A 20472-nucleotide genomic window follows, 5' to 3' on the forward strand; every position below is an offset into this window, starting at 1 on the left:
GCTTTTAAAAAATTTAATAAAAAAGAATGAATAAGTAGTAGTTTTAAGCAAAAATAAATACTCAGTAAAATGACTTAAGTATTCTCTAAAAATCAATGCTCTACTGTTGAGTTAATATTTTGATTCGACCTAATCCCCTGAAAAATTCGTTTCCAGTCTGAGCCTCTTAAATGGAGATATTATGTTTTAACTTGACAAAGTTAAAACATAACGCAATAATATGAAATTGTCGATAAAGACAAGTGCCAGCGGAACTGGCGGAATTGGCAGACGCGCTAGATTCAGGTTCTAGTGCCGCAAGGCTTCCGGGTTCAAGTCCCGGGTTCCGCATAATTTTCAGTTAGGAGTTAAAAGTGAAGAGTTAGAAGTTGAAAGAAAACTAAAATTAACTCCTAACTCCATAATTCCTAACTCGTAACTTTTTAATGTTGACCAGTTTACAAAATTCCTTAGTTAAGCAAATTCGCAAACTCCACTCCACCAAGGAGCGGCACAAGCAGCAGTTATTTTTACTGGAAGGGACGCACCTGTTGGAAGAGGCTTGTGCGGTAAATTACCCACTAGAAACAGTGTGTTGTACTCCAAATTGGCAAGTAGCCCACTCATCACTCTGGGAAGAAGCCTGTAGTAAAAGCGATCGCGCCGAGATTGTCAGCGAGGAAGTCTTAAATGCGATCGCTACTACAGTCCAACCTGATGGTGTGGTAGCAACGGCAAAACGAAGGGATAGCCAAACTCAACTACCATTGACTGGTTTAGTTCTAGCTTTAGAAACGGTGCAAGATCCGGGAAACCTGGGTACGATGATTCGCACTGCAGCGGCGGTGGGAGCATCAGGTTTGTGGGTAAGTGGAGATAGTGTAGATTTAGACAGCCCAAAAGTTCTCCGGGCTTCCGCAGGACAATGGTTTCGCCTAGCAACGTCCGTAACCGAAGATTTAAAAGCAACAGTTCAACAAAGCCAGCAAGCAGGAATGCAGGTAGTGGCAACCTTACCCAGCGCGACTTTAACTTATTGGGATGTAGACTGGCGCAAACCCAGTCTGATTTTACTGGGAAATGAAGGTGCTGGATTGTCAGCAGATTTAGCAGCGATCGCAGATCAACAAGTCAGAATTCCTTTGAGTCCTGGGGTAGAATCTTTGAATGTAGCGATCGCAGCCGCTTTAATGTTGTACGAAGCTCGGCGGCAAATGAGTCAGAGACGCGATTAATCGCGTCTGTACAGGAATTAAAACTCATAACTTTTCTTGGGTTTTTGTCTTTTCTTCAAGATATTGTTCAATATCAGCAACTGCGTCCTCAAGGGCCGCTAAATCAATAGCGATCAAATCTTGATCGACTTCGACTTCACTGAGATTAGTGGTATGCAGTTGGGGGAGTTGTGGAATTTCTTCTTCCTCAGTTGAAATTTCTTGTAAGATATCCTCCAACTGATCGAGGGATTGCTGAAACACTTGATCGGCGACGCGGCGCTGTTGTGGCTGAATTGGCTCCATAATACTGACTTGAAAATCCTGATTTACTGACCTAATTGTGATTGCAGTTTCTACAGATTTAAATTTTGCACTTATAACATCATAGTTGTGTGCTGTATCAACTTTAGCAGTGGTTATCAATAATATCGATACTTGGCTTTGGTCACTTTTGCCAAGTCGTCTCCAATTGTTAGTACTTGTATTTTTGTAAAGGCTGTGGATAATCCCAGAACTTTATACTTTAATTCGACCGATAAACCGTAGTATAATATTCAGTATGCGATTGCACTCTTGCGTCCCCAGTAGTTGGTATTTAGTAGTACTGCGCGTCTACGCATTTACAAGGAAAGTATTTTATGAGCAACATACAACTTTACTTTGCCAAAGCCTCCACCTTTTCCCAAAGAACCCGTGTGGTTTTACTAGAAAAAGGAATTGACTTTAGCAGCACTGAAATTGACTTACAAAACAAACCAGATGGCTACACACAGATTTCGCGCTACGGCAAAGTCCCGGCGATCAAACATGGGGATATCGAAATTTATGAGTCTGCCATCATCAACGAATATCTTGATGAAGTCTTTCCAGAACCACCTTTATTACCCCGCGATCCAGGTGCTAAAGCGATCGCTCGGATCTGGATCGATTATGCCAACACTCGCTTTGTACCCGCCTTTAACAAATTCCTGCGTGGTAAAGATGCTCAAGAACAGGGACAAGGACAAAGAGAGTTTTTGGAAGCATTATTGTACATTGAGCAAGAAGGACTAGGTAAGCTTTCTGGTAATGGCCCTTACTGGTTAGGGGAGCAATTGAGTTTAGTTGATATCAGCTTCTATCCTTGGTTTGAACGCTTGCCCCTTCTAGAACACTTCCGCAATTTCACCTTACCAACAGAAACCCCTCGCTTGCAGAAATGGTGGAATACCCTGCGCGATCACGAGTCAATTCGGGCGGTGGAAAATCCTACAAGCTTCTATTTAGAACGATTTGCTAAGATTCTTGGTGCGCCCACTCCCGTTGCTTCTGCTCAAAAATAGTTAATAGGTTACAGTCCCCTATCCGCCATCACTAAAACATTGTTGAATTCACTGGGAGATTAACCCATGAGCTTAAACAGTCAATTATTCAAAGATATACCGCACGTTGAGGGAGAACTCCATTACCTCACCCCGACAGCAGAAAAACCTGTTAACTACACCTACGAACCACCGCCAGGTATTCCACAGCGAAGTGGGAAGTATGAGGTACATACACTGCCAATCTACGATGCTCGGGCGATCGCAGAAAATGTGTCCTTAGATCAGCAGGGATTCGCCTTGGTCGAACAGCACAGCACTGTTAAAGACTTTTACGATCACGATGAGGTGTGCCGTGTTTACTACCCTGAAGCCGAGGAATTTCTCAAGGATCTGACAGGTGCCCAAAGGGTAATAGTGTTCGATCACAACCTGCGTAATGCCGAACGAGCGAAGCAGGGCGAACAAGGCATAAAGACACCAGTCAGGGGCGTACACAACGACTTCACCGCCAAGTCTGGCTATAGTCGTGCCCGTACCGTGTTGGAAGCAATCGGTACTGAACATCCTGATGAGCTTCTGCGGCATAGATTTAGTGTAGTTAACCTCTGGCGACCGATCGCAGGGCCAGTTCAAGAGTCTCCATTAGCGGTGTGTGATGCCCAAAGTATTGCACCGAATGACCTCGTGGCTACTGACCTTGTATATCGCGATCGCGTTGGCGAAACCTACGCAGTCACGTACAATCCAAAACATCAGTGGTTCTACTTTCCGCAAATGCAACGGGACGAAGCGCTACTTATCAAGTGTTTTGACTCAGAGGAAGAAGTTTTGGCGCGGTTCGCCGCCCACACCGCATTCGACGACCCAACAAGCCAGCCAGATGCCCCACCACGTGAGAGTATCGAGTTGCGGACGTTAGTTTTTTATGCCGCATAATTAGCAGGGGGCAAGGGGGCAGGGGAGCAGGGGGCAGGGAGCAAGGGGGAAAATTCCTCTCCTCTGCCTCTTCAGCCCAATCCTCCTATTACTGCAATTCAAACCTTGCTTGAAAGAAGCGGAGATACTTCGGTTCATAAATCATTTTGAGTCCGCGTAGGCGATCGCGATTATAAAAAACTTCTTCAACGGCTTCAGCAGTTAGATCCATGTGAGCCTGGGTATAAACACGGCGGGGAATAGTTAAACGGACTAGTTCTAACTCTGGATAATAATTATCGCCTGTTTCTTTATTGCGCCCTGCGGAAACGATGCCCCGTTCCATTGCCCGAATGCCTGCCTCTAGATATAGTTCTGCTGCGAGACGTTGTGCCGGAAATTGGTCTTGGGGGATTTGTGGTAAAAAGCGTTTGGCATCTAAATAAATGGCATGACCACCAATCGGCACAACAATTGGAATACCCCAATCTAAAAGCTTTTGTCCGAGGTATTCAACCTGACCGACACGGGCACGAATATGATCGTCTTGAACTGATTCTTCTATACCCCGTGCCATAGCTTCCATATCCCGGCCAGCCATACCACCGTAAGTATGTAAGCCTTCATAAATTACGATTAGGTTACGTGCTTCTTCGTAAAGATTATAGTCATTGAGAGCCAGCCAACCGCCGATGTTAACTAGTGCATCCTTCTTGCCGCTCATGGTGCAACCGTCGGTATAGGAGCAAAATTCGCGTAAGATGGTAGCGATCGCCTGATTGGAATAATCCTCTTCCCTCTGCTGGATAAAGTAAGCGTTTTCTACAGCGCGGGTGGCATCAAGAATAATGCGGATACCGTGGGTTTGAGCTAACTGATGTACCGCCCGCAGGTTAGCCATAGAAATCGGCTGTCCGCCAGCCATATTAACAGTTCCGGCAACGCTAATATAGGGAATGCGTTCTGCCCCAACTCGCTCTATTAGGTCTGTAAGCTTTTGTAAGTCTACATTACCCTTGAATGGATGCAGTGATTGGGCATCGTGGGCTTCATCAATAATCACATCTACAAAAGTACCGCCAGCTAACTCTTGATGCAACCTGGTTGTGGTGAAATACATATTGCCAGGTATGTAGTCTCCTGGTTTGATCAGTATTTGAGAAAGAATATTTTCTGCACCACGCCCTTGGTGAGTGGGTACAATATGGCGATAGCCGTAATACTTTTGGATACTAGCTTCTAAATTATAAAAATTTTTGCTGCCGGCATAAGCTTCATCACCTAGCATCATCCCTGCCCACTGATAATCACTCATCGCTGAAGTGCCGCTATCAGTGAGCAAATCAATATAGACATCTTCAGAACGCAGTAGAAAAGTATTGTAACCGGCTTGTGCGATCGCTTGTTCGCGTTCAGCGCGAGTAGTGATTTTTAATGGCTCAACTACCTTAATTTTATATGGCTCTGCCCAAGAGCGACGGCGGCGCGGAGAAGTTTGCTTGGCATCGGTCATAGATTCATTCCTCCTTCATGCAGGTAAGGCAAATATTTGCATACCATTTTGGGTGCTAATACTTGCTGTTGCCAAGACCGTCATAAGTACTTTTAGCGTTCTTTAGGGGCACACCACTGAGCTATTGGTTCAATTCGTGCTTGCTGGATTAATTCCAAAACTTGTGATTTATTACAACTATAGGTAGATGCTAATAATTCCTCACCTTGTTTTTTAGCATCCTCGGCTGATATACCAAAGGTCATAATTTCTTCGTCTTGGTTAGCTGTAATTCTCTCAACTGGAATAATACAAATATATTGCGGTTCATTATGTCTTATTTGTTGCACCATTATTTACCTACCATTTCACTATTAGTTGTATCTATTTTAAAGTCTAGATAAATCACGAGTGAAAGTGAAACATAATCAGTATTTAAGTAGTTTTTGATTAAAAAAATACTAGTTTTTACACATAGTTAAGGCAACGTTAAGAATTTTCTCAAAATTGCCAAATTTCTAAGTGTAAACAGTTACGTATGGGAAAATAAAGTTAAGCATCAACAAATATCTTTTTGTAAATTTTTGTTTATTAGATCGGTAATGCGTTAAGACACACGCTTTATCGTAAACATCCCTAAACGGATTAATTTAAATCTCTGTTGATTAGTCTTTGGGAATCAGCAAATCAAGGCTGATATTCCTAAAAATGAACTTTTTTTTCTCACTACAGGCTTCATACCTTGAGTAAGTGCAAGTTTAATAAAAATTGGAGGTTATATGGCAATTCGAAATAACTTAGTTAACAATTTCTGGCAAAGAGTACAAAAAGATTCAGTTAGTTGGGGTTCGTTAGCTCTTTGGATCAGTGGATTAGTTGTTCTATTAGTAATGCTTACCATGTTTTCTAACGCTTAGGTTATTCTAGTTTCTGGGCTGTTGCCCAGGAACTAACATAGGGTAGACTTTCATCCCTAGAAAACTAAGTTATGAACTGCAAACTTTTGGTAACAGTCGTAGTGCTAGCTACTACTAGCTTTGTTACTCCTGTTAAATCTCAAGAACCTACTACCGACACACCAGCAAAATCGAATCAAGTTTTGAATGCTTGTATCCAAAATCAAGCAGAAACTTTGCCGAATCCCTTTAGTGATGTGCCAAAAGACCATTGGGCTTTTAAAGCAGTTATGACCATGCACTACTGCGGTGCATTCCGTAAAGCTACGCCACCAGCTTTATTTAATAAATTGCAACCAACAAATAGCCAGCAGCAACCGCAAAAAGAACCGCAGTTTGAAAAATAAAATAGGAGTCTTATAACTATATTAAATAGCAGAAATTAAGCCAATGAGTGAGAAGGATTGCAGAAAGACTGTCATCCAAACAGGTCAAAAAGTCAATTTTGTAGATATTGGCAGTTCATTTTTGCCTGCCTTTGAAAAGATAACGAGTGTTCTAGTCGTACCTTTTACCAAGGATGGTTTAATTGTATGCGCTCTCCTTGACCGTGGTATTGACCTTCCTGGGGGACATGTGCAGATAGGCGAATTTACATATGAGGAAACTGCAAGACGAGAAGTTATGGAGGAGGTAAAAGTAACTCTAGGAGAATTAAAACTTGTAAAATTTATCCAGTCTGATTTTTACGGTAGTCAACCTGAGCAGCTTACATACCTTGTAGTCATGACTGGATTTGTTGAGGAAATAATCTCTAACAATGGCTACGCCTGTCTAAGCTTATGTACACATGAAAGTATGGGAAGAAATATTATAGATATTGATGAATTCATTTCTCAATATCAAGCAGGCAATAAAAATGATATGCGTCAAATTGTGCTAGACGCAAAAAGTGTGCTATTCGGCATTTAATGGTATTTTCGCTTTTTGAAACAGCTGCTCAACAGTAAATTCCAGTCCCTCGAATAGGGAATCTGTGAGTAATTCTTCTCCCATATAAGTTTGTGGTGCTGCATCTGGATAAAAAACAGTAATACTTCTGGCTTTACTATCTAACACCCACACCCGCAGCACCTTAGCATCCAAATAGTCTTTGGCTTTAGCTGCCATTTGTCCAAAGGTTTGTCCGGGTGAAATAATTTCAATCACCAAATCGGGAGGAACAGGACAAGCTTCGTTTTCATCCCAGTTAGTGGGTAAATGTTCATAAGAGATGTACAAAATATCTGGTGTTGGTACCCAATCTCGCCCCCGACGAGTTAATGCAACAGACCATTCCGGGCAAACTTCTCCTTTACCTTCATACAATTCCTCAATCAAGTTGAGAAGAACACGCGTAAGTTTGGCGTGAAAAAATTTTGGTGACATTTTAGGAATTGCTTGACCATCAACAAATTCATAAGTTATATCTCCTTCACCTGGTGAAAGATTTAAGAACTCTTGCAAAGTTAATTGATTTTTGGCTTGGAGTATCATGGCTCATTAATTCGTAATTCGTAATTGAAGAACAGGGCAACTAATTTTTAGTCTTACTCCTAGAATTCTTCTTCAAATTCTTCACATTCCCCGCAAAACTTGCCGAATAATATCTGATGGCACTTCATCGGTAACTGTAACTACACCAATCTGCGTTGGTAAAACAAACCGCACTTTTCCTGCTTTGACTTTTTTATCTAGTTGCAACGCCTCAATAATTCCTTCAATATCCACCCCAGATGGTAACTGAGTCGGTAAACCCGTTTTTTGAATTAAAGCATTTTGACGTTCTGTATCTTCCTTTTGCCACATTCCCAATTCCACAGCAATTTGACCGGCTGCTACCATACCAATAGCCACTGCTTCACCGTGATTCACTAAACGATAACCAGTCAAGCTTTCCACTGCATGACCAATGGTATGTCCATAGTTGAGAATTGCGCGTAATCCGCCTTCTTTCTCATCTTTGCCAACAACATCAGCTTTGGCTTGACAAGAGCGCGTTAATATGGAGTCGATTAGCTCAGGTTTTACATAGCGGAGTTGGTCAAGCCGTTTACTTGCTTCCAACTGGGCAAACAATTCAGCATCCCAAATTACACCGTACTTAATAACTTCAGCCATCCCTGCCCGAAACTCGCGCATCGGAAGGGTTTTTAACACATCTGGGTCAATCAAAACCAAGCGCGGCTGATGGAATGCCCCAATCAAGTTTTTACCGTGGGGATGATTCACGCCAGTTTTGCCACCAATTGCCGAATCTACCATCGCCAAGAGAGTTGTAGGCACTTGGACAACATTAATACCCCGCAACCAGGTTGCGGCTGCAAAGCCAGTCATATCGCCAATCACACCTCCGCCCAAAGCCACCATCGTCGCAGAACGCTCTAGGCGGTTTTCCAAGGCGACATCGTAGAGTTTTTGGATGGAATTAAGGGTTTTGTAACGTTCACCAGGCGGTAGGGTGCAGCTAGCAACATCAAATCCCGCAGATTTCAGGGATGTAATTGCTCTTTCCCCATAATGCTTAAAAATCGTCGGATTAGAAACTAGCAGTACTTTTTTGCCTAGCTTCAGATTGGCCATCTGTTGACCCAGTTGATCTAAACTCGAAGGTGCGTTAGCGCAGCTCAACGAAGTTATCGCAATCTCATAAGACTGCTCTGGTAAATTTACATTAATTAAAGAAGTCATTGCTCAACCCCAAACAAGCGCCCGTGGGCTGTATTCTATCGCAATCTGGGGGATTGAAGTCTGGGGACTGGGTACTGGGGAAGAGTTTTCCAATGCCTAATGCCCAACAACTAATGATTCAATATATTTAGGAAGTATTGTGGAGAAAAATAAATGTTTGCAATTGCAGCTTACATCGGCTTTTTAGCTTTGTTCTTCGGTTTATCTGTCGGTCTGTTGTTCGGTCTGCGGACTGCCAAGATAATTTAACTAAGACTTTTGTGGGGCGGGCATCTTACCTGCCCTCAGTTTATCCAGGGACGGGTGAAACACCCATCCCACAAGAAGATATTTATCCTACAACTGCTGGACTTGCTACCTTCTCCTGTCTTTGGGAAGGTGGACGCATCCCCAAACCGAGTAAATTGAGCATTTCTCGGTCAGTATCGTAATCTGGACAGGGAGTTGTCACCGTCAACATTTTTTTGTCGTCGCTAGAAAAGATAGAATTGGCTCCTGCCATAAAGCAGAAAGCTTGTTCAACTTGAGAAAGTCTAGCCCTACCAGCACTCAGACGCACATCGGAAGCTGGCATTAAAATTCTGGCTGTGGCAATCATTCGCACAATATCCCAAATGGGGACATCAGGTTGATTTTCTAAGGGTGTGCCTGGTACTTGTGAAAGAATATTAATTGGCACTGACTCTGGATGCGGATGTAAGTTTGCCAGAGTTTGTAACATCCCAACTCGGTCATCGACAGTTTCGCCTAAACCAAGGATACCGCCGGAACATACAGTAACATTTGTCTGACGGACATTCTCGATTGTGTTCAAGCGATCGCTATATGTTCTCGTGGTAATAATTGTGTTGTAATATTCTTGCGAGGTATCTAAGTTATGGTTGTAAGCGTAAAGTCCCGCTTCTTCCAGTTTCCTAGCCTGATTTGCTGTCAACATACCCAGAGTGCAACACACTTCTAAGCCCATTGCGGTTACATCCTTGACCATTTCCAGGACTTCCTCAAATTGTGAGTTATCCCGCACTTCGCGCCAAGCAGCACCCATGCAGATGCGACTAACACCAGTTTCTTTAGCTTTCTGGGCGATGTTAACAACGGTTTCCTTTTCGAGGAGTGCTTGTGCCTTTACCTCTGTTTTATAGCGCGAAGATTGGGCGCAGTAGCTACAATCTTCTGGACAACCTCCCGTTTTAATGGATATAAGCTTACAAACTTGTATTTTTGTTGGGTCATGATATTGGCGATGCACACTAGCAGCTTGATAAATAAGCTCTAGAAATGGCATATTGTATATCGTCCGAATCTCTAATTCCTGCCAATCGTAGCGTATTCCCACCACATCACTATCCTTCTTGTAGACTGGGTTAAATCTTGAGCTGTCTTTTGGTTGAATTTCCTGCGGTACAGTGTTTAGGCAAAGCGATTTTATCGAAGTTATGCCGCGTACTGTGCTTTATCACCCATTGGCTCTCAATCCTTGCGCTCTAGATATTAGACATCAGCTTATCAAGATTTTGGTGGAATGGCAGATTACGAGCAAAAATACTCACCCTATCTGTTGTACAGAATATTGGGCAAAGCAGTTCTAACTGCTGCTGCTAAACCGTAGGTATGAGAGAATTTATAAAATTTAGAGAATGTGCTGGGAAGAGATCCCGTCGATTATGATATCAGAACTGCCAATAATTACTAGCGATCGCCTATTATTACGAGCGGCGATTCATGAAGATATACCCCAAATTCTTAAATACTTCATTTATAACAAAACTTATCTCACCCCATTCTACCCTCTATGGGCTGATGGTTTTTTCACTGACGAATATTGGCAATATCAGATAGAGAATAGTTTTCTGGAATTTATTAATGGGCAATCATTAAAGCTATTTATTTTTACAAAAAAAAATCCTACTGTAGTTATTGGAACCGTAAATTTTAGCAATTTTGTAAGAGGAGCCGCTCATTTTTGCTACGTGGGATATAGTCTTGCTGAAAGTAAACAAGGTAAAGGATATATGACAGAAGGGCTAAAAGCCGCAACTCAATATCTATTCCAAGAGTTAAATTTTCACCGAGTTATGGCTAATTATATGCCTCATAATCGGCGCAGTGGCAATGTCTTAAAAAGACTCGGATTTGTCATTGAAGGATACGCTAGAGACTATTTGTTAATTAATGGACAATGGGAAGATCATATTATGACAAGTCTTATAAATACTAATTGGCAAGCACCAAAATTTTAAATAGCTATTTTCTATTAGTGTAGAGATACCGAGCTTATTAAATAAGGTTGGTATCTCTATATTACGTTTATACATAGCTAATTAACAACATTGATACATTAGCTTGCAATATCTATAAATTCATAGTAAATCCATAATAAATACACAACAACTCCATAAGAAAATGCAAGAGTAATATTTGTTCACCATCTGGCTAATGAGCCAATGGACGAATTTCTTTTAGATGATTGAGGAGTTTTTCAAAATGTCTATTAATTCTATAAAGCGTTTATCTGTATTTTCTACTATCTTCGCTTTTACTACCATATTGCACGGAGTTGTTTTGGCAGCACCAGTTCCAACTTCCCCCACTACACCAGCTTTAACAACTCAGAATAGTCCTACAGCACACCAAAAACTTAATATTACAAAGCAACAGCGCTTACAAATCCAGCTTGCTCGCCAGCAAAGAGATAAGAATATTGAAGCTCTATTAAATCAGTCTCAAGCCACTAAATTTAAGGCAGCGTTGCAATCCCGTCAGAGAATTAGAATAGTGTTAAAATCTTTGGATCTGAATCAAGATCAACAAAAACAGGTTCAATCAATTTTGCAAACTTATAACCAACAAGTAAAACAAATTCTATCTTCACAGGCATCACAACCAACATCAAACTCAGTAGGAATTACTTCACCAACATCAAATCCAGTAGAAACTACTCAACCAGTATCGCAACCAATTAAAAAATAAAAAATCAGTTTGATTTAATTAAGCTTAAGTTTCCGAAGACTGGCGGATTTGATGCAAACTTCGGTTAAGCCAGTCTTCATACCAATCATAAAAACTTAAAGGCTGCCCCTGGTCGCTATTTGGATGAGAATCATCAGGGTCGGTATCATGGAAAAAACTACAAAAATCCAAAGAAGCAGGATATATTCCATTATCATTAGTACGGTCATCTATCCAGATTGTTCCTGACTGCTCCCCGGTAATGACTAATATTGCATCCATTCCACAACCATAAGTTGTAATGGTGAGAGTACCCTGGATAAACTTATTGTCAAAGTAAGCATCATTTCTATTGTTGATAATCAAATCTAAATCATTCCACGCTTCTGTTAAAGGAAATGGTTTAGAGAGAATTTCGTACTTCTCTTGGTATAGTTTTTCTGCGATGACATCTTCATATTCAATTCCCGATAGTCCAGATAAGCCGTATCCTGGCCCCGCACCACCATTGCCAATTTCTAACAGAAAGTTTTTATATTCACTTGGTAAGCTAATATTGTATCTAGATTCAAACACTTGAATATCTTTGTTACTCAAGCAAGGTTTTAATTGATATTGGTGTGATTCTGAGCCAAAAACCTCAAATGTAGCGTCTAAAATAGCTAATTGAGTTAATTTTTTCTTTAATTGCAAAACTTTATTCATTATGCGCTCTAGATTTTGATGGTGGCGCTGCCATATTTTAGATATGGTCGCTTTTTGCGTCTATGCTGATGTTGAAGCCAGAGGTAGTATTAAGGGAAGAATGAATTAAGCTTTGCTCGTAATGACTCTGGCTGAAACTCCAAACTACAAAAATTCTAGCAATCCTTTTCTCTCCCTCAACTACGAAAGCGCCTTAGAATCTCTAGGTGATGACTACTATGATGAGGTGGCGGCTGCTGAATTTCCCCAACACCTCTTGCGTTGGCGTAACGATGCACTACTACCTCGTCTGGGTTTAGACCCTCAAGTAGTTAAAGACGAAGATTTCATCACAGCTTTTGGCCAGTTTCAGGGGCGCAAACCCTTGTTAGCACTACGTTACCACGGCTATCAATTTGGTGAATATAACGGACAGTTGGGTGATGGTAGAGGCTTTCTCTATGGACAAGTCCGCGCCACTGATGGCGAATTATACGATTTTGGTACAAAAGGCTCTGGGAGAACGCCCTACTCCCGTGGTGGCGATGGAATGCTCACCCTCAAAGGTGGGGTGCGGGAAGTTCTGGCTGCGGAAGCACTACACCACTTGGGTGTACGTACCTCGCGCTGTTTGAGCATGATTGAAACAGGTTTACCCCTCTGGCGGGGCGATGAACCTTCACCTACCCGCTCATCTGTGATGATTAGAATGAGCAGTTCTCATATTCGGTTTGGCACTTTTGAGCGACTGCACTATTTTCAGCGTCCAGATTTAACTAAGAAGCTGTTAGACCATGTAATTGAGCAATATTATCGACACTTAAGTGCTGAACAAGATAAATATGTCTTGTTTTACGCCGAATTAGTGAAACGAGTTGCAGAACTAGTAGCGCAGTGGATGGCGGCTGGCTTTTGTCATGCAGTCCTAAATACTGACAATATGTCAATCACTGGAGAGAGTTTTGACTATGGCCCTTACGCGTTTATCCCAACTTATAACCCATCCTTTATAGCTGCATATTTTGATTATTATGGACGCTATTGTTATGGCAATCAACCAAGTATTTGTAAGTTGAATTTACAAATGCTACAAGAACCTTTAAAGGCGATTCTTGATAAGGAGGAAATGGAAACGGTATTAGAAAGGTTTGATGAATATTATCAAGCTGAATACAGTTCTTTGATGTTGAAAAGGTTAGGTTTTGTGGAACTGTCACACCCACAAGCTGCGGAACTGTTGAATCTAACGGTTGAATTCTTGAAAGATAGCCAAGTTGGTTATCACCAATTTTTTTATGAGATGGCTCGGACTTTTTCATCAAAATGGCGAGATGAGCCAGGTTTTGTGATGAATAATTCGGATATTGTGCCAGTACCGGGTGCGTCGGGAATTTTTGATGATTGGTGCATATTATACCATAAAATCTTGAATGATTTTGATAGCGACCGCACCGATGTAATTGCCCAAACTCTAGCTGTTCATAATCCCAAAACGGCACTATTAAGACCTGTGATTGAGTCTACTTGGGAAGCAATTGCTCAAGAAGATAATTGGCAACCTTTTTATGAGTTAATCCAGGCGATTCAGTCTAGAAAATAGTAAAATCACACCTATTTTCTTTTTAATCTGGACAGATGATTGAGATTATATCTGGTGTAATTTACACGACGAATAATCTAATAAGAGACGTTGCATTGCAACGTCTCTACAAAAATTTTTAACTAAATTGTATAGACATAACAATCCTAATTAAATTGAATTGCGAGAAAATACGTAGGTAGGTTATCAAATATAAAAGTAAAATTTTATTCAGCCTTAGTGATTAGAAATCACAGCTACACAGACTAAACTCCAAAGTTCTGATGCTCTAAAACCTACCTCATAATTATTTTTGCCTGCGTTGGTTATTTTTTCAGTCTACGTAGATGGACAATAGTTTATGTAGTAGCGAATTTTATTCACTTATTAGTTCTAAATTTCTCTATCGCATCTTAGAAAACCTTAAAAAAATGAATCAGATATACATATCTTATGCATGGAAAGATAACAAGAGTGAATTAGGTAGTCAACGCGAAGAATTAGTGGATAAAATTTGCACCGCACTTATTTCTGAACGTTACAACTTAATTCGCGATCGCAACTATTTAACGCTAGGTAAGAGTATACACGACTTCATGCAGGAAATCGGGCGCGGAAACTATGTAATTGTCGTTGTCAGCGACAAATATTTGCGCTCGGAATACTGTATGTTTGAAGCTGTTGAAATCATGAAACGCAAGGATTATGAACAACAAGTTTTTCCTGTGGTTTTACAGGATGCTAATGTTTATACAAAAGAAGGTAAGACTGAGTATATAAAATATTGGAAGCAACAGAGTGAAACTCTAAAACAACTTATGGGTTCAGAACTATCTGCTTGTGAAGATTCTGCAATGTATAATGTTGCTGAAAAAATTATGGAAATTTCCCAGAAAATTGATGAATTCATGTTTTTTATCTCGGATAAATTAAGCATTGATCCGTCTCAAAACTTTAATGGATTTATCAATCAGCTTACTGATGCTATTAAAAATGATGCTGTTAGACTCAGAAGCAAAAAGAGTATTTTAGTTGCAGGAACAGGATCTTTTGAAATTCCTAATGAAATCAATTGGTGCGCTCAACAACTTGGTGAAAAAATAGCAGAATATAACTATAACTTGATAACAGGTGGATGGGAGGGAGTAGATTATGTTGTTGCTGATAAGTTTGCCGAAAAAATCGCGCAAAAAGATATCCGCCTAACCGATAAGTTAACTCACGTTGTTCCGCGAGGAAAACAACCTGTATTTAAGGGTGGAAAAGTCGAATACACTGAGTCAGGTATTAATGAATGGCTCGATTGTTTACGACATTCAGATTTGGTGATTCTTGTGGGAGGCGTTGGTGGAACTTATGAAACTTATCTATATGCTAAACAAGAAAAAATTCCGGTGATTCCTATTGTCTGTACTAATGGCGATGCCAAAAAAGTATTCGACGAAATGCTGGCAAATTGGGATAGTAAATCAATGGGAAATATCTCACCGGAAAAATTTAAGTCACTAAATCAATATATCAATGACCCTTCAACAGCAGAAGATGTAGTCAATGATGTTATGGATATCGTTAACGAAATTATTTTTGCAAAAACCATGCTAAATACCCAGGGTCAGCTCATCTAATTTGGTATTTTGAAAGGCTGCTATCCCTTTTTGGCAAGTCATGTCAAACCCGGCTTGCATCCCACTCATAATAAAACTTTTTGCCAATTAAACCTCATCTATGTTGAAACCTAGAGTTTTTAAAAGATATATTGATGTAGGTTGGGTGGAGTGAAACGTAACCCAACATTACCACCTTATTTATGTTGGGTTACGCGATCGCTGCACCCAACCTACGAAACTACGGTTCTCAAGGTAGACGAGGTTTATGTTCCCGGACGAGAGCGAATATGATCGGGTATATGATGACGATCGCCTAATATTTCTAACAAAGGGCCATTAACGTCAAATTTAACCATACTTACCGACGCGACCAAAATATTCACCCGATAGCGATAGCGTCCCAAATCAATTCCCAGTAAACTGCAAAGCATAATCCGAATCGTGGCTTTATGGGAAACCACTAAAACATTACCTTGGTGATGTTTTTCTTGAATTTCAGCAATTACAGGCATAGAACGGTTAGCAATATCTACCGCAGTTTCTCCACCTAGTGGTGCATTCCAAGCGGGTTCTGTCAACCATTTTACATAGTTTTCTGCGTAATTCTCTTGGGCAAACGATTTACTCTTCCTTTCCCATTCGCCGTAACTACCTTCTCTAAGTCCGTCACGCAACTGCATATCCATACCGATAGCATCACAAAATGGCTTGGCGGTTGCAATTGTGCGCTTCATCGGGCTAACATAAACAGCTTCCCACTTCAATTTTTGATAAACATCGGCAAAACCGGATGCCATCTGCATCCCCTCTGTTGTCAACTCCGTATCAGTTTCACCGCAGAAATTACCACTTTGACTAAAAGTAGTTTCTCCATGTCGCAGTAAATATAAATTGAGTGTCATGGCTTGTATCGCGATTGGATAAAGGAGTTGGTGCAAAAACAAAGTACCATCAATCTCGGAATCGATTATGTGACACCAGGACAAAGTAATCAACCAAAAAAGTCAATCCAACACAAACTTTTGAAAAGTTCTACTTTTGTCTAACCCTCTGTTCTGTACTGCTAACTAAATTGCTGGGCATAAAACCGCGCGTAGCGATGCTCTAGAGCTAATAATTCTTCATGGGTTCCTGATTCGACAATTTGTCCCTGTTCGAGAACTAAAATACGATCGCACCGTCTCACGGTTGATAAGCGGTGAGCAATAATAAATACTGTGCGTTTTTGCATCAGTCTTTCTAGCGCTTCCTGTACCAGTGCTTCTGATTCAGAGTCTAGTGCTGATGTCGCCTCATCAAGAATCAAGATTTGGGGATTGAGGAGAACCGCACGAGCGATCGCAATTCTTTGTCTTTGTCCTCCTGATAAGTTTACCCCACGTTCACCCACCCAGGTCTGATAACCCTCTGGCAGTTGGCTAATGAACTGATGAGCATTAGCAATTTTCGCCGCCTCTTTAACTGCTTCCATGTCAAAAACATCTTGTCCAAAGGCGATATTTTGGGCAATTGTCCCCGAAAACATGATGGTTTCTTGCGGAACAATCCCAATTTGTCGCCGTAGACTATGCAGTTTCACATCCCGAATATCAACATCGTCAATGAAAATTTGACCAACTTCCGGGTCGTAAAAACGGGGGAGGAGGTTAACAAATGTGGTTTTACCTGCACCCGAAGCACCCACAAGTGCGATCGCTTCACCTGGTGATACCAATAAACTGATATCTTTCAATACGGGTTCACCAGGCTTATAGGCAAAGGAAATATGACGATATTCTATTTTGCCGTTGACTGGAGCCAGAGCGATCGCATTTGTCTTTTCGATCACCGTCGGCTGAATTGCCATCAATTCAAAAACGCGGTCAACAGATGCTTCACCCTGCTTAAATTCGTTGTAGTTGTTAGTAGTATGACCAATGGGATCAATTAACAGCGCCGCCGCCGCCAAATAGCTGAAAAAATTCGCCACTGTCAAGTTATTCTGGGAAATTTGCCACGCTCCCACAATCAGTAACGATAACGCACTTAAGGCTTCCAGAAATCCCACAATGGGAATCTGAATCGCTTTCAGGCGTTCGGCTGAATATTTAGCTTTAAGACTGCGTTCTGCTTCATGGCCAAACCGGGCGATTTCATAATTTTCGGCTGCAAAAGCCTGTACTAAACGAATACCGTTGAAAACTTCCGCAAGGATGGCTGATAAACCCGACACGCGATTTTGACTTTTTAAGGAATACTTGCGTAACCGTTCACCAAACCAGCCAACCAAAATACCCATCAATGGCGCAACTATCACCGTTGCTAATGTCAGTTGCCAATTCAGGTAAATCATGTAAATCGGAATTGCTAGCAACTGCAAAATGCAGGGGATAAAGTCGTGAAATCCTTTATTTACCACTTCGCCAACCCGGTCAACATCTTCCGTGAGGCGGTAAGATAAATCACCTGCTTTTGCGGTTTCAAAATAGCTGAGATTTAGCTTTTGCAGATGGGCGTACACTTGCTGACGGAGATAAAAAGCAACTCTCAAAGAAGCTTTCGCCATGTACATATCTTGTATAGACTGAAACAAGCCTCTGACAAGAAAGACTAAAGCACAGCTACCAGTTATTTGAGCGATCGCTACTACATTACCCTGTGCAAAGGGAATTGCCAATTTACCGGCAAGATTTATCAACACTAATGTCGCCAGCACGTATCCCAAGATACCAATAAGTCCCTTGGTGATGGTTTTCCACTGGAGTCGGATATAAGGCAGTAGTTGCCAGTAATTAGAACGCGTTTTCAAGCTCGAAAGTCCACAACGATATTTTTCCTTTGTTTGACGCTAGCAGCTTTTGGGGAGTTTCTGAACAGTTCACTAATTAGTTACAAACTGTTTTAGCGACTATGTCCAGTCATCAATGAAGCGATCGCCAAATATTTAGATCAAAAAAAAGCCAAAATTCAAGAAGCAATTGAACTGTTAAAAGAATATCGTACAGCCCTCATCACCAACACCGTCACAGGTAAAATAGATGTGCGCCAAGTCCCCATACGCTAACCCCAGAACCCACTACGACACAAATCACCCTTTCCGACCTCCCCGCAACCATCCAAACCCTACTCAACCAAGCTCAAAAAACAGGCGAACCCCTCACTATTACCCAAAACGGTATCCCCTTCGTCATCATTTCCCCCATCAAGAAAAAATCCCTCCTGGAAACCCTTTCTACCCTTGAACCACTGGACGAAGACTTTGCCATAGAATTGATAAATTAATCAAACTTAACAATCTTAAAGAGGCTTAATTATGAAAACCGAACACGAACGCGAACAATTAATCAAAGCTATCAACGTACTGCTAAACCAAGCTTACGACAGTACCCTAGATGAAATTTATGCACTACTTCAAAAAATCGAAGATGAAGAGGACGAAAACGATTTAAGAGCCTATCATGCTGCTAAAAGTGATGTAGAAAATAATAGTCTTATCGCATGGAACGATATTAAAAAGGAAATCGCTAATGAAAGAAAAAAGGACGTAGCGTGACTTACGAAGTTAAATTTACCAAGGGGGCTAGAAAAATGTTTAAAAAACTATCTCAAGAATTACAAGATCGTATTCAACCCAAAATAGATGAGTTGGCTATAGAACCACGGCCCAATGGAGTTAAAAAGTTACAGGGTGAAGAAAACACATATCGAATTAGAGTAGGCGATTATCGAGTTATATACGATATTTTCGATAATATTTTATTGGTAAATGTTATAGATGTCGGGCATCGTAGCAAGGTTTATAAAAATGAAAGTTGACAAACAAAAAAATATTAAAGCTATCGCCTACAGTGTCTTCGCTATAAGTACTTAAACAAAATTAATTACACCCAATTTAGGCATGAAACCCTTGTCCAGACTAAAAATTGTGTATAAATAATTCTGTGCGACTTGCTGTCGCTAGTGCGTTCTAAAAAATTAGCCCCCTCCTTACTTCTAAGGAAAGAGCTAAATTAATCTTCTTTAATTACGAATTACGTTAGCGTAGCGGTAGCGAGTCCGCGATAGCGAAGCGTTAGCGACGCAGGAGCGTCGCGTCATTACGAATTACGAATTAATATCCGCCTTCTTCTTCGTATTCTGGCTGTCTTTCCTTAACTTTCTTAGGAATATTCACAGGCTTCGGCTCATCTTCCCAAGCATCACCTTCTACATCATCATAATCATCGTATTCGTCAACATAAGGCTTGCTGTAAGGCTTGGCTTCATACTTTAGCGGCTGCGGTTGTTGATACCTGTCGTTGCCTGTTGCTTCACTCCAGTTATCTTCTTCCTCGTCTTCTTCGTATTGAATAGATTCATACTGCCGCGCCTTCATTACCTGACGCTGTGGCCTTTCCTCTTCCACATAGTCTTCATTCCATTCCTCTTCCCGCGCTACGGGTTCGGGGGCGCGAACTTTTTGTCTGGGTGGCTGCAATGGCACACCACTAGGGAGTTGATTGGCTGGTGCAACTTGGCGTGGTGGAGTATAGCCGTATTCTTCTTCTGCATCCCTCTCCCAAGGTGCTTTGCCGATACCCAAACGCTCTAGTAAACCAGTTGTCAACTGATTCACCCGTTCTTCGGCTCCCTCAAACACAATTAACCGATTGGGGCCAGTACTGACAATTTCATCTACTGAGAACTCGTAAGTACTCAAAAATTGGTCAGGAATTTGGGGTAATCCTAAAGAAGCGATGACTATAGAGTTAAGCTTACCGGTTTCGCCGTTGAACTTGAAGCCCCGGACTTTGCCTAATACTTCACCTGTTTCGGTAATTACTTCCCAGTTAATCAGATTGCTGAGAGATTCAACTTCGATATCTTCTATTACATCTTCGTTATCAACTAAGATGACATCACCAATCTGGCTGATGTTGTTGAGGTACATGTAGCGCGGTATGCCCGAAATGGAGATCAGGCTGTCTCGCAAACCAAGAGCCACAACCTCTCGTTGATCAATATCAACCCATACTTGACTGATGATGCCTAGCCGCTTGCCGTTGTCGCGGGTAATCACCTGGGTGTTTAATATATCGGAACGTCTAATTATCTGTTCGGAGGTCATTCTATACCGAGTCCTGATCTCGAATCCGGTTTGT

General features: G+C 41.3%; 24 protein-coding genes and 1 tRNA gene. 15 read left to right on the plus strand and 10 right to left on the minus strand.

Annotation, left to right across the window (positions count from 1 at the left end; translation table 11 throughout):
* Positions 1 to 248: 248 nt before the first annotated feature.
* Positions 249 to 330 (plus strand) — tRNA-Leu (locus H6G86_RS28700).
* Between the two features lie 95 nt (positions 331 to 425).
* The gene (locus H6G86_RS28705) at positions 426 to 1214 is read left to right on the plus strand and encodes a TrmH family RNA methyltransferase (protein WP_190937149.1); all 789 of its coding nucleotides are present in this window, start codon (positions 426 to 428) and stop codon (positions 1212 to 1214) included.
* Between the two features lie 24 nt (positions 1215 to 1238).
* Here H6G86_RS28705 and H6G86_RS28710 read toward each other — a convergent pair whose 3' ends face one another.
* A complete protein-coding gene (locus tag H6G86_RS28710; protein WP_313931478.1) occupies positions 1239 to 1619 on the minus strand; it encodes a hypothetical protein in 381 nt (126 codons plus the stop codon).
* 215 nt (positions 1620 to 1834) lie between these two features.
* On the opposite strand from H6G86_RS28710, the gene H6G86_RS28715 reads away from it, so the two are divergent.
* Together H6G86_RS28715 and H6G86_RS28720 are read left to right on the plus strand one after the other, a co-directional pair.
* Complete coding sequence (locus H6G86_RS28715) at positions 1835 to 2518, plus strand: glutathione S-transferase family protein (protein WP_190937150.1); 684 nt, start codon at positions 1835 to 1837, stop codon at positions 2516 to 2518.
* A gap of 66 nt (positions 2519 to 2584) precedes the next feature.
* Positions 2585 to 3436, plus strand: a complete 852-nt coding sequence (locus H6G86_RS28720) for a CmcJ/NvfI family oxidoreductase (protein WP_190937151.1) — start codon at positions 2585 to 2587, stop codon at positions 3434 to 3436.
* An 88-nt stretch (positions 3437 to 3524) separates the two neighbouring features.
* Here H6G86_RS28720 and H6G86_RS28725 read toward each other — a convergent pair whose 3' ends face one another.
* On the minus strand, positions 3525 to 4928 hold the full coding sequence (locus tag H6G86_RS28725; protein WP_190937152.1) for a tyrosine phenol-lyase: 1404 nt from the start codon (positions 4926 to 4928) through the stop codon (positions 3525 to 3527).
* A gap of 92 nt (positions 4929 to 5020) precedes the next feature.
* On the minus strand, positions 5021 to 5260 hold the full coding sequence (locus H6G86_RS28730; RefSeq protein WP_190937153.1) for a hypothetical protein: 240 nt from the start codon (positions 5258 to 5260) through the stop codon (positions 5021 to 5023).
* A gap of 635 nt (positions 5261 to 5895) precedes the next feature.
* On the opposite strand from H6G86_RS28730, the gene H6G86_RS28735 reads away from it, so the two are divergent.
* Entirely contained in the window at positions 5896 to 6210 is a 315-nt protein-coding gene (locus H6G86_RS28735) for an S-layer protein (RefSeq protein ID WP_190937154.1), read from the plus strand.
* 43 nt (positions 6211 to 6253) lie between these two features.
* A complete protein-coding gene (locus tag H6G86_RS28740) occupies positions 6254 to 6775 on the plus strand; it encodes an NUDIX hydrolase (RefSeq protein WP_190937155.1) in 522 nt (173 codons plus the stop codon).
* Here the strand turns inward: H6G86_RS28740 and H6G86_RS28745 are convergent.
* Complete coding sequence (locus tag H6G86_RS28745) at positions 6761 to 7339, minus strand: Uma2 family endonuclease (RefSeq protein ID WP_190937156.1); 579 nt, start codon at positions 7337 to 7339, stop codon at positions 6761 to 6763. The two genes, H6G86_RS28740 and H6G86_RS28745, sit on opposite strands and share 15 nt — an antisense overlap.
* An 81-nt stretch (positions 7340 to 7420) precedes the next feature.
* A complete protein-coding gene (aroB, locus tag H6G86_RS28750) occupies positions 7421 to 8533 on the minus strand; it encodes a 3-dehydroquinate synthase (RefSeq protein ID WP_190937157.1) in 1113 nt (370 codons plus the stop codon).
* Positions 8534 to 8686: 153 nt separating this feature from the next.
* Here aroB and petL point away from each other — a divergent pair, with 153 nt between their 5' ends.
* Positions 8687 to 8782 carry a cytochrome b6-f complex subunit PetL gene (gene petL, locus H6G86_RS28755; RefSeq protein WP_094332720.1) on the plus strand — a complete coding sequence of 32 codons (96 nt, stop codon included), beginning with the start codon at positions 8687 to 8689 and terminating at the stop codon, positions 8780 to 8782.
* An 82-nt stretch (positions 8783 to 8864) separates the two neighbouring features.
* Here the strand turns inward: petL and bioB are convergent, their stop codons facing one another.
* Complete coding sequence (gene bioB / locus H6G86_RS28760; protein WP_190937158.1) at positions 8865 to 9872, minus strand: biotin synthase BioB; 1008 nt, start codon at positions 9870 to 9872, stop codon at positions 8865 to 8867.
* 325 nt (positions 9873 to 10197) lie between these two features.
* Here bioB and H6G86_RS28765 point away from each other — a divergent pair, with 325 nt between their 5' ends.
* A complete protein-coding gene (locus H6G86_RS28765; RefSeq protein ID WP_190937159.1) occupies positions 10198 to 10773 on the plus strand; it encodes a GNAT family N-acetyltransferase in 576 nt (191 codons plus the stop codon).
* Between the two features lie 244 nt (positions 10774 to 11017).
* Positions 11018 to 11503, plus strand: coding sequence for a hypothetical protein (locus H6G86_RS28770; protein WP_190937160.1), 486 nt, complete (start codon positions 11018 to 11020; stop codon positions 11501 to 11503).
* A gap of 24 nt (positions 11504 to 11527) precedes the next feature.
* Here the strand turns inward: H6G86_RS28770 and H6G86_RS28775 are convergent, their stop codons facing one another.
* On the minus strand, positions 11528 to 12187 hold the full coding sequence (locus H6G86_RS28775) for an SMI1/KNR4 family protein (protein ID WP_190937161.1): 660 nt from the start codon (positions 12185 to 12187) through the stop codon (positions 11528 to 11530).
* A 121-nt stretch (positions 12188 to 12308) separates the two neighbouring features.
* On the opposite strand from H6G86_RS28775, the gene H6G86_RS28780 reads away from it, so the two are divergent.
* The 3 genes from H6G86_RS28780 (at position 12309) to H6G86_RS39685 (ending at position 15643) form a co-directional block, all read left to right on the plus strand.
* A complete protein-coding gene (locus tag H6G86_RS28780; protein ID WP_190937162.1) occupies positions 12309 to 13766 on the plus strand; it encodes a protein adenylyltransferase SelO in 1458 nt (485 codons plus the stop codon).
* Between the two features lie 410 nt (positions 13767 to 14176).
* Positions 14177 to 15370 carry a TIR domain-containing protein gene (locus tag H6G86_RS28785; protein ID WP_242065018.1) on the plus strand — a complete coding sequence of 398 codons (1194 nt, stop codon included), beginning with the start codon at positions 14177 to 14179 and terminating at the stop codon, positions 15368 to 15370.
* A 150-nt stretch (positions 15371 to 15520) separates the two neighbouring features.
* Positions 15521 to 15643 (plus strand): hypothetical protein, encoded by a 123-nt coding sequence (locus tag H6G86_RS39685; protein ID WP_277883681.1) that lies wholly within the window; start codon positions 15521 to 15523, stop codon positions 15641 to 15643.
* Here the strand turns inward: H6G86_RS39685 and H6G86_RS28790 are convergent.
* Positions 15616 to 16254, minus strand: coding sequence for a histidine phosphatase family protein (locus H6G86_RS28790; RefSeq protein ID WP_190937164.1), 639 nt, complete (start codon positions 16252 to 16254; stop codon positions 15616 to 15618). The genes H6G86_RS39685 and H6G86_RS28790 overlap by 28 nt on opposite strands.
* 161 nt (positions 16255 to 16415) lie before the next feature.
* A complete protein-coding gene (locus H6G86_RS28795; RefSeq protein ID WP_190937165.1) occupies positions 16416 to 18140 on the minus strand; it encodes an ABC transporter ATP-binding protein in 1725 nt (574 codons plus the stop codon).
* A gap of 278 nt (positions 18141 to 18418) precedes the next feature.
* On the opposite strand from H6G86_RS28795, the gene H6G86_RS28800 reads away from it, so the two are divergent.
* From H6G86_RS28800 to H6G86_RS28810, 3 genes are read left to right on the plus strand one after another with little or no spacing between them, the layout of a single operon-like run.
* Entirely contained in the window at positions 18419 to 18613 is a 195-nt protein-coding gene (locus H6G86_RS28800; protein ID WP_190937180.1) for a type II toxin-antitoxin system Phd/YefM family antitoxin, read from the plus strand.
* A 31-nt stretch (positions 18614 to 18644) separates the two neighbouring features.
* The gene (locus H6G86_RS28805) at positions 18645 to 18884 is read left to right on the plus strand and encodes a hypothetical protein (protein ID WP_190937166.1); all 240 of its coding nucleotides are present in this window, start codon (positions 18645 to 18647) and stop codon (positions 18882 to 18884) included.
* Positions 18881 to 19147, plus strand: coding sequence for a type II toxin-antitoxin system RelE family toxin (locus H6G86_RS28810; RefSeq protein WP_190937167.1), 267 nt, complete (start codon positions 18881 to 18883; stop codon positions 19145 to 19147). Before H6G86_RS28805 ends, H6G86_RS28810 begins: the two co-directional genes overlap by 4 nt.
* Before the next feature lie 295 nt (positions 19148 to 19442).
* Here the strand turns inward: H6G86_RS28810 and H6G86_RS28815 are convergent, their stop codons facing one another.
* On the minus strand, positions 19443 to 20438 hold the full coding sequence (locus H6G86_RS28815; protein WP_190937168.1) for a PRC-barrel domain-containing protein: 996 nt from the start codon (positions 20436 to 20438) through the stop codon (positions 19443 to 19445).
* Positions 20439 to 20472: the final 34 nt, after the last annotated feature.

Origin of the sequence: Nostoc sp. FACHB-133, assembly GCF_014698055.1 — a bacterium.
GTDB lineage: Bacteria > Cyanobacteriota > Cyanobacteriia > Cyanobacteriales > Nostocaceae > Nostoc.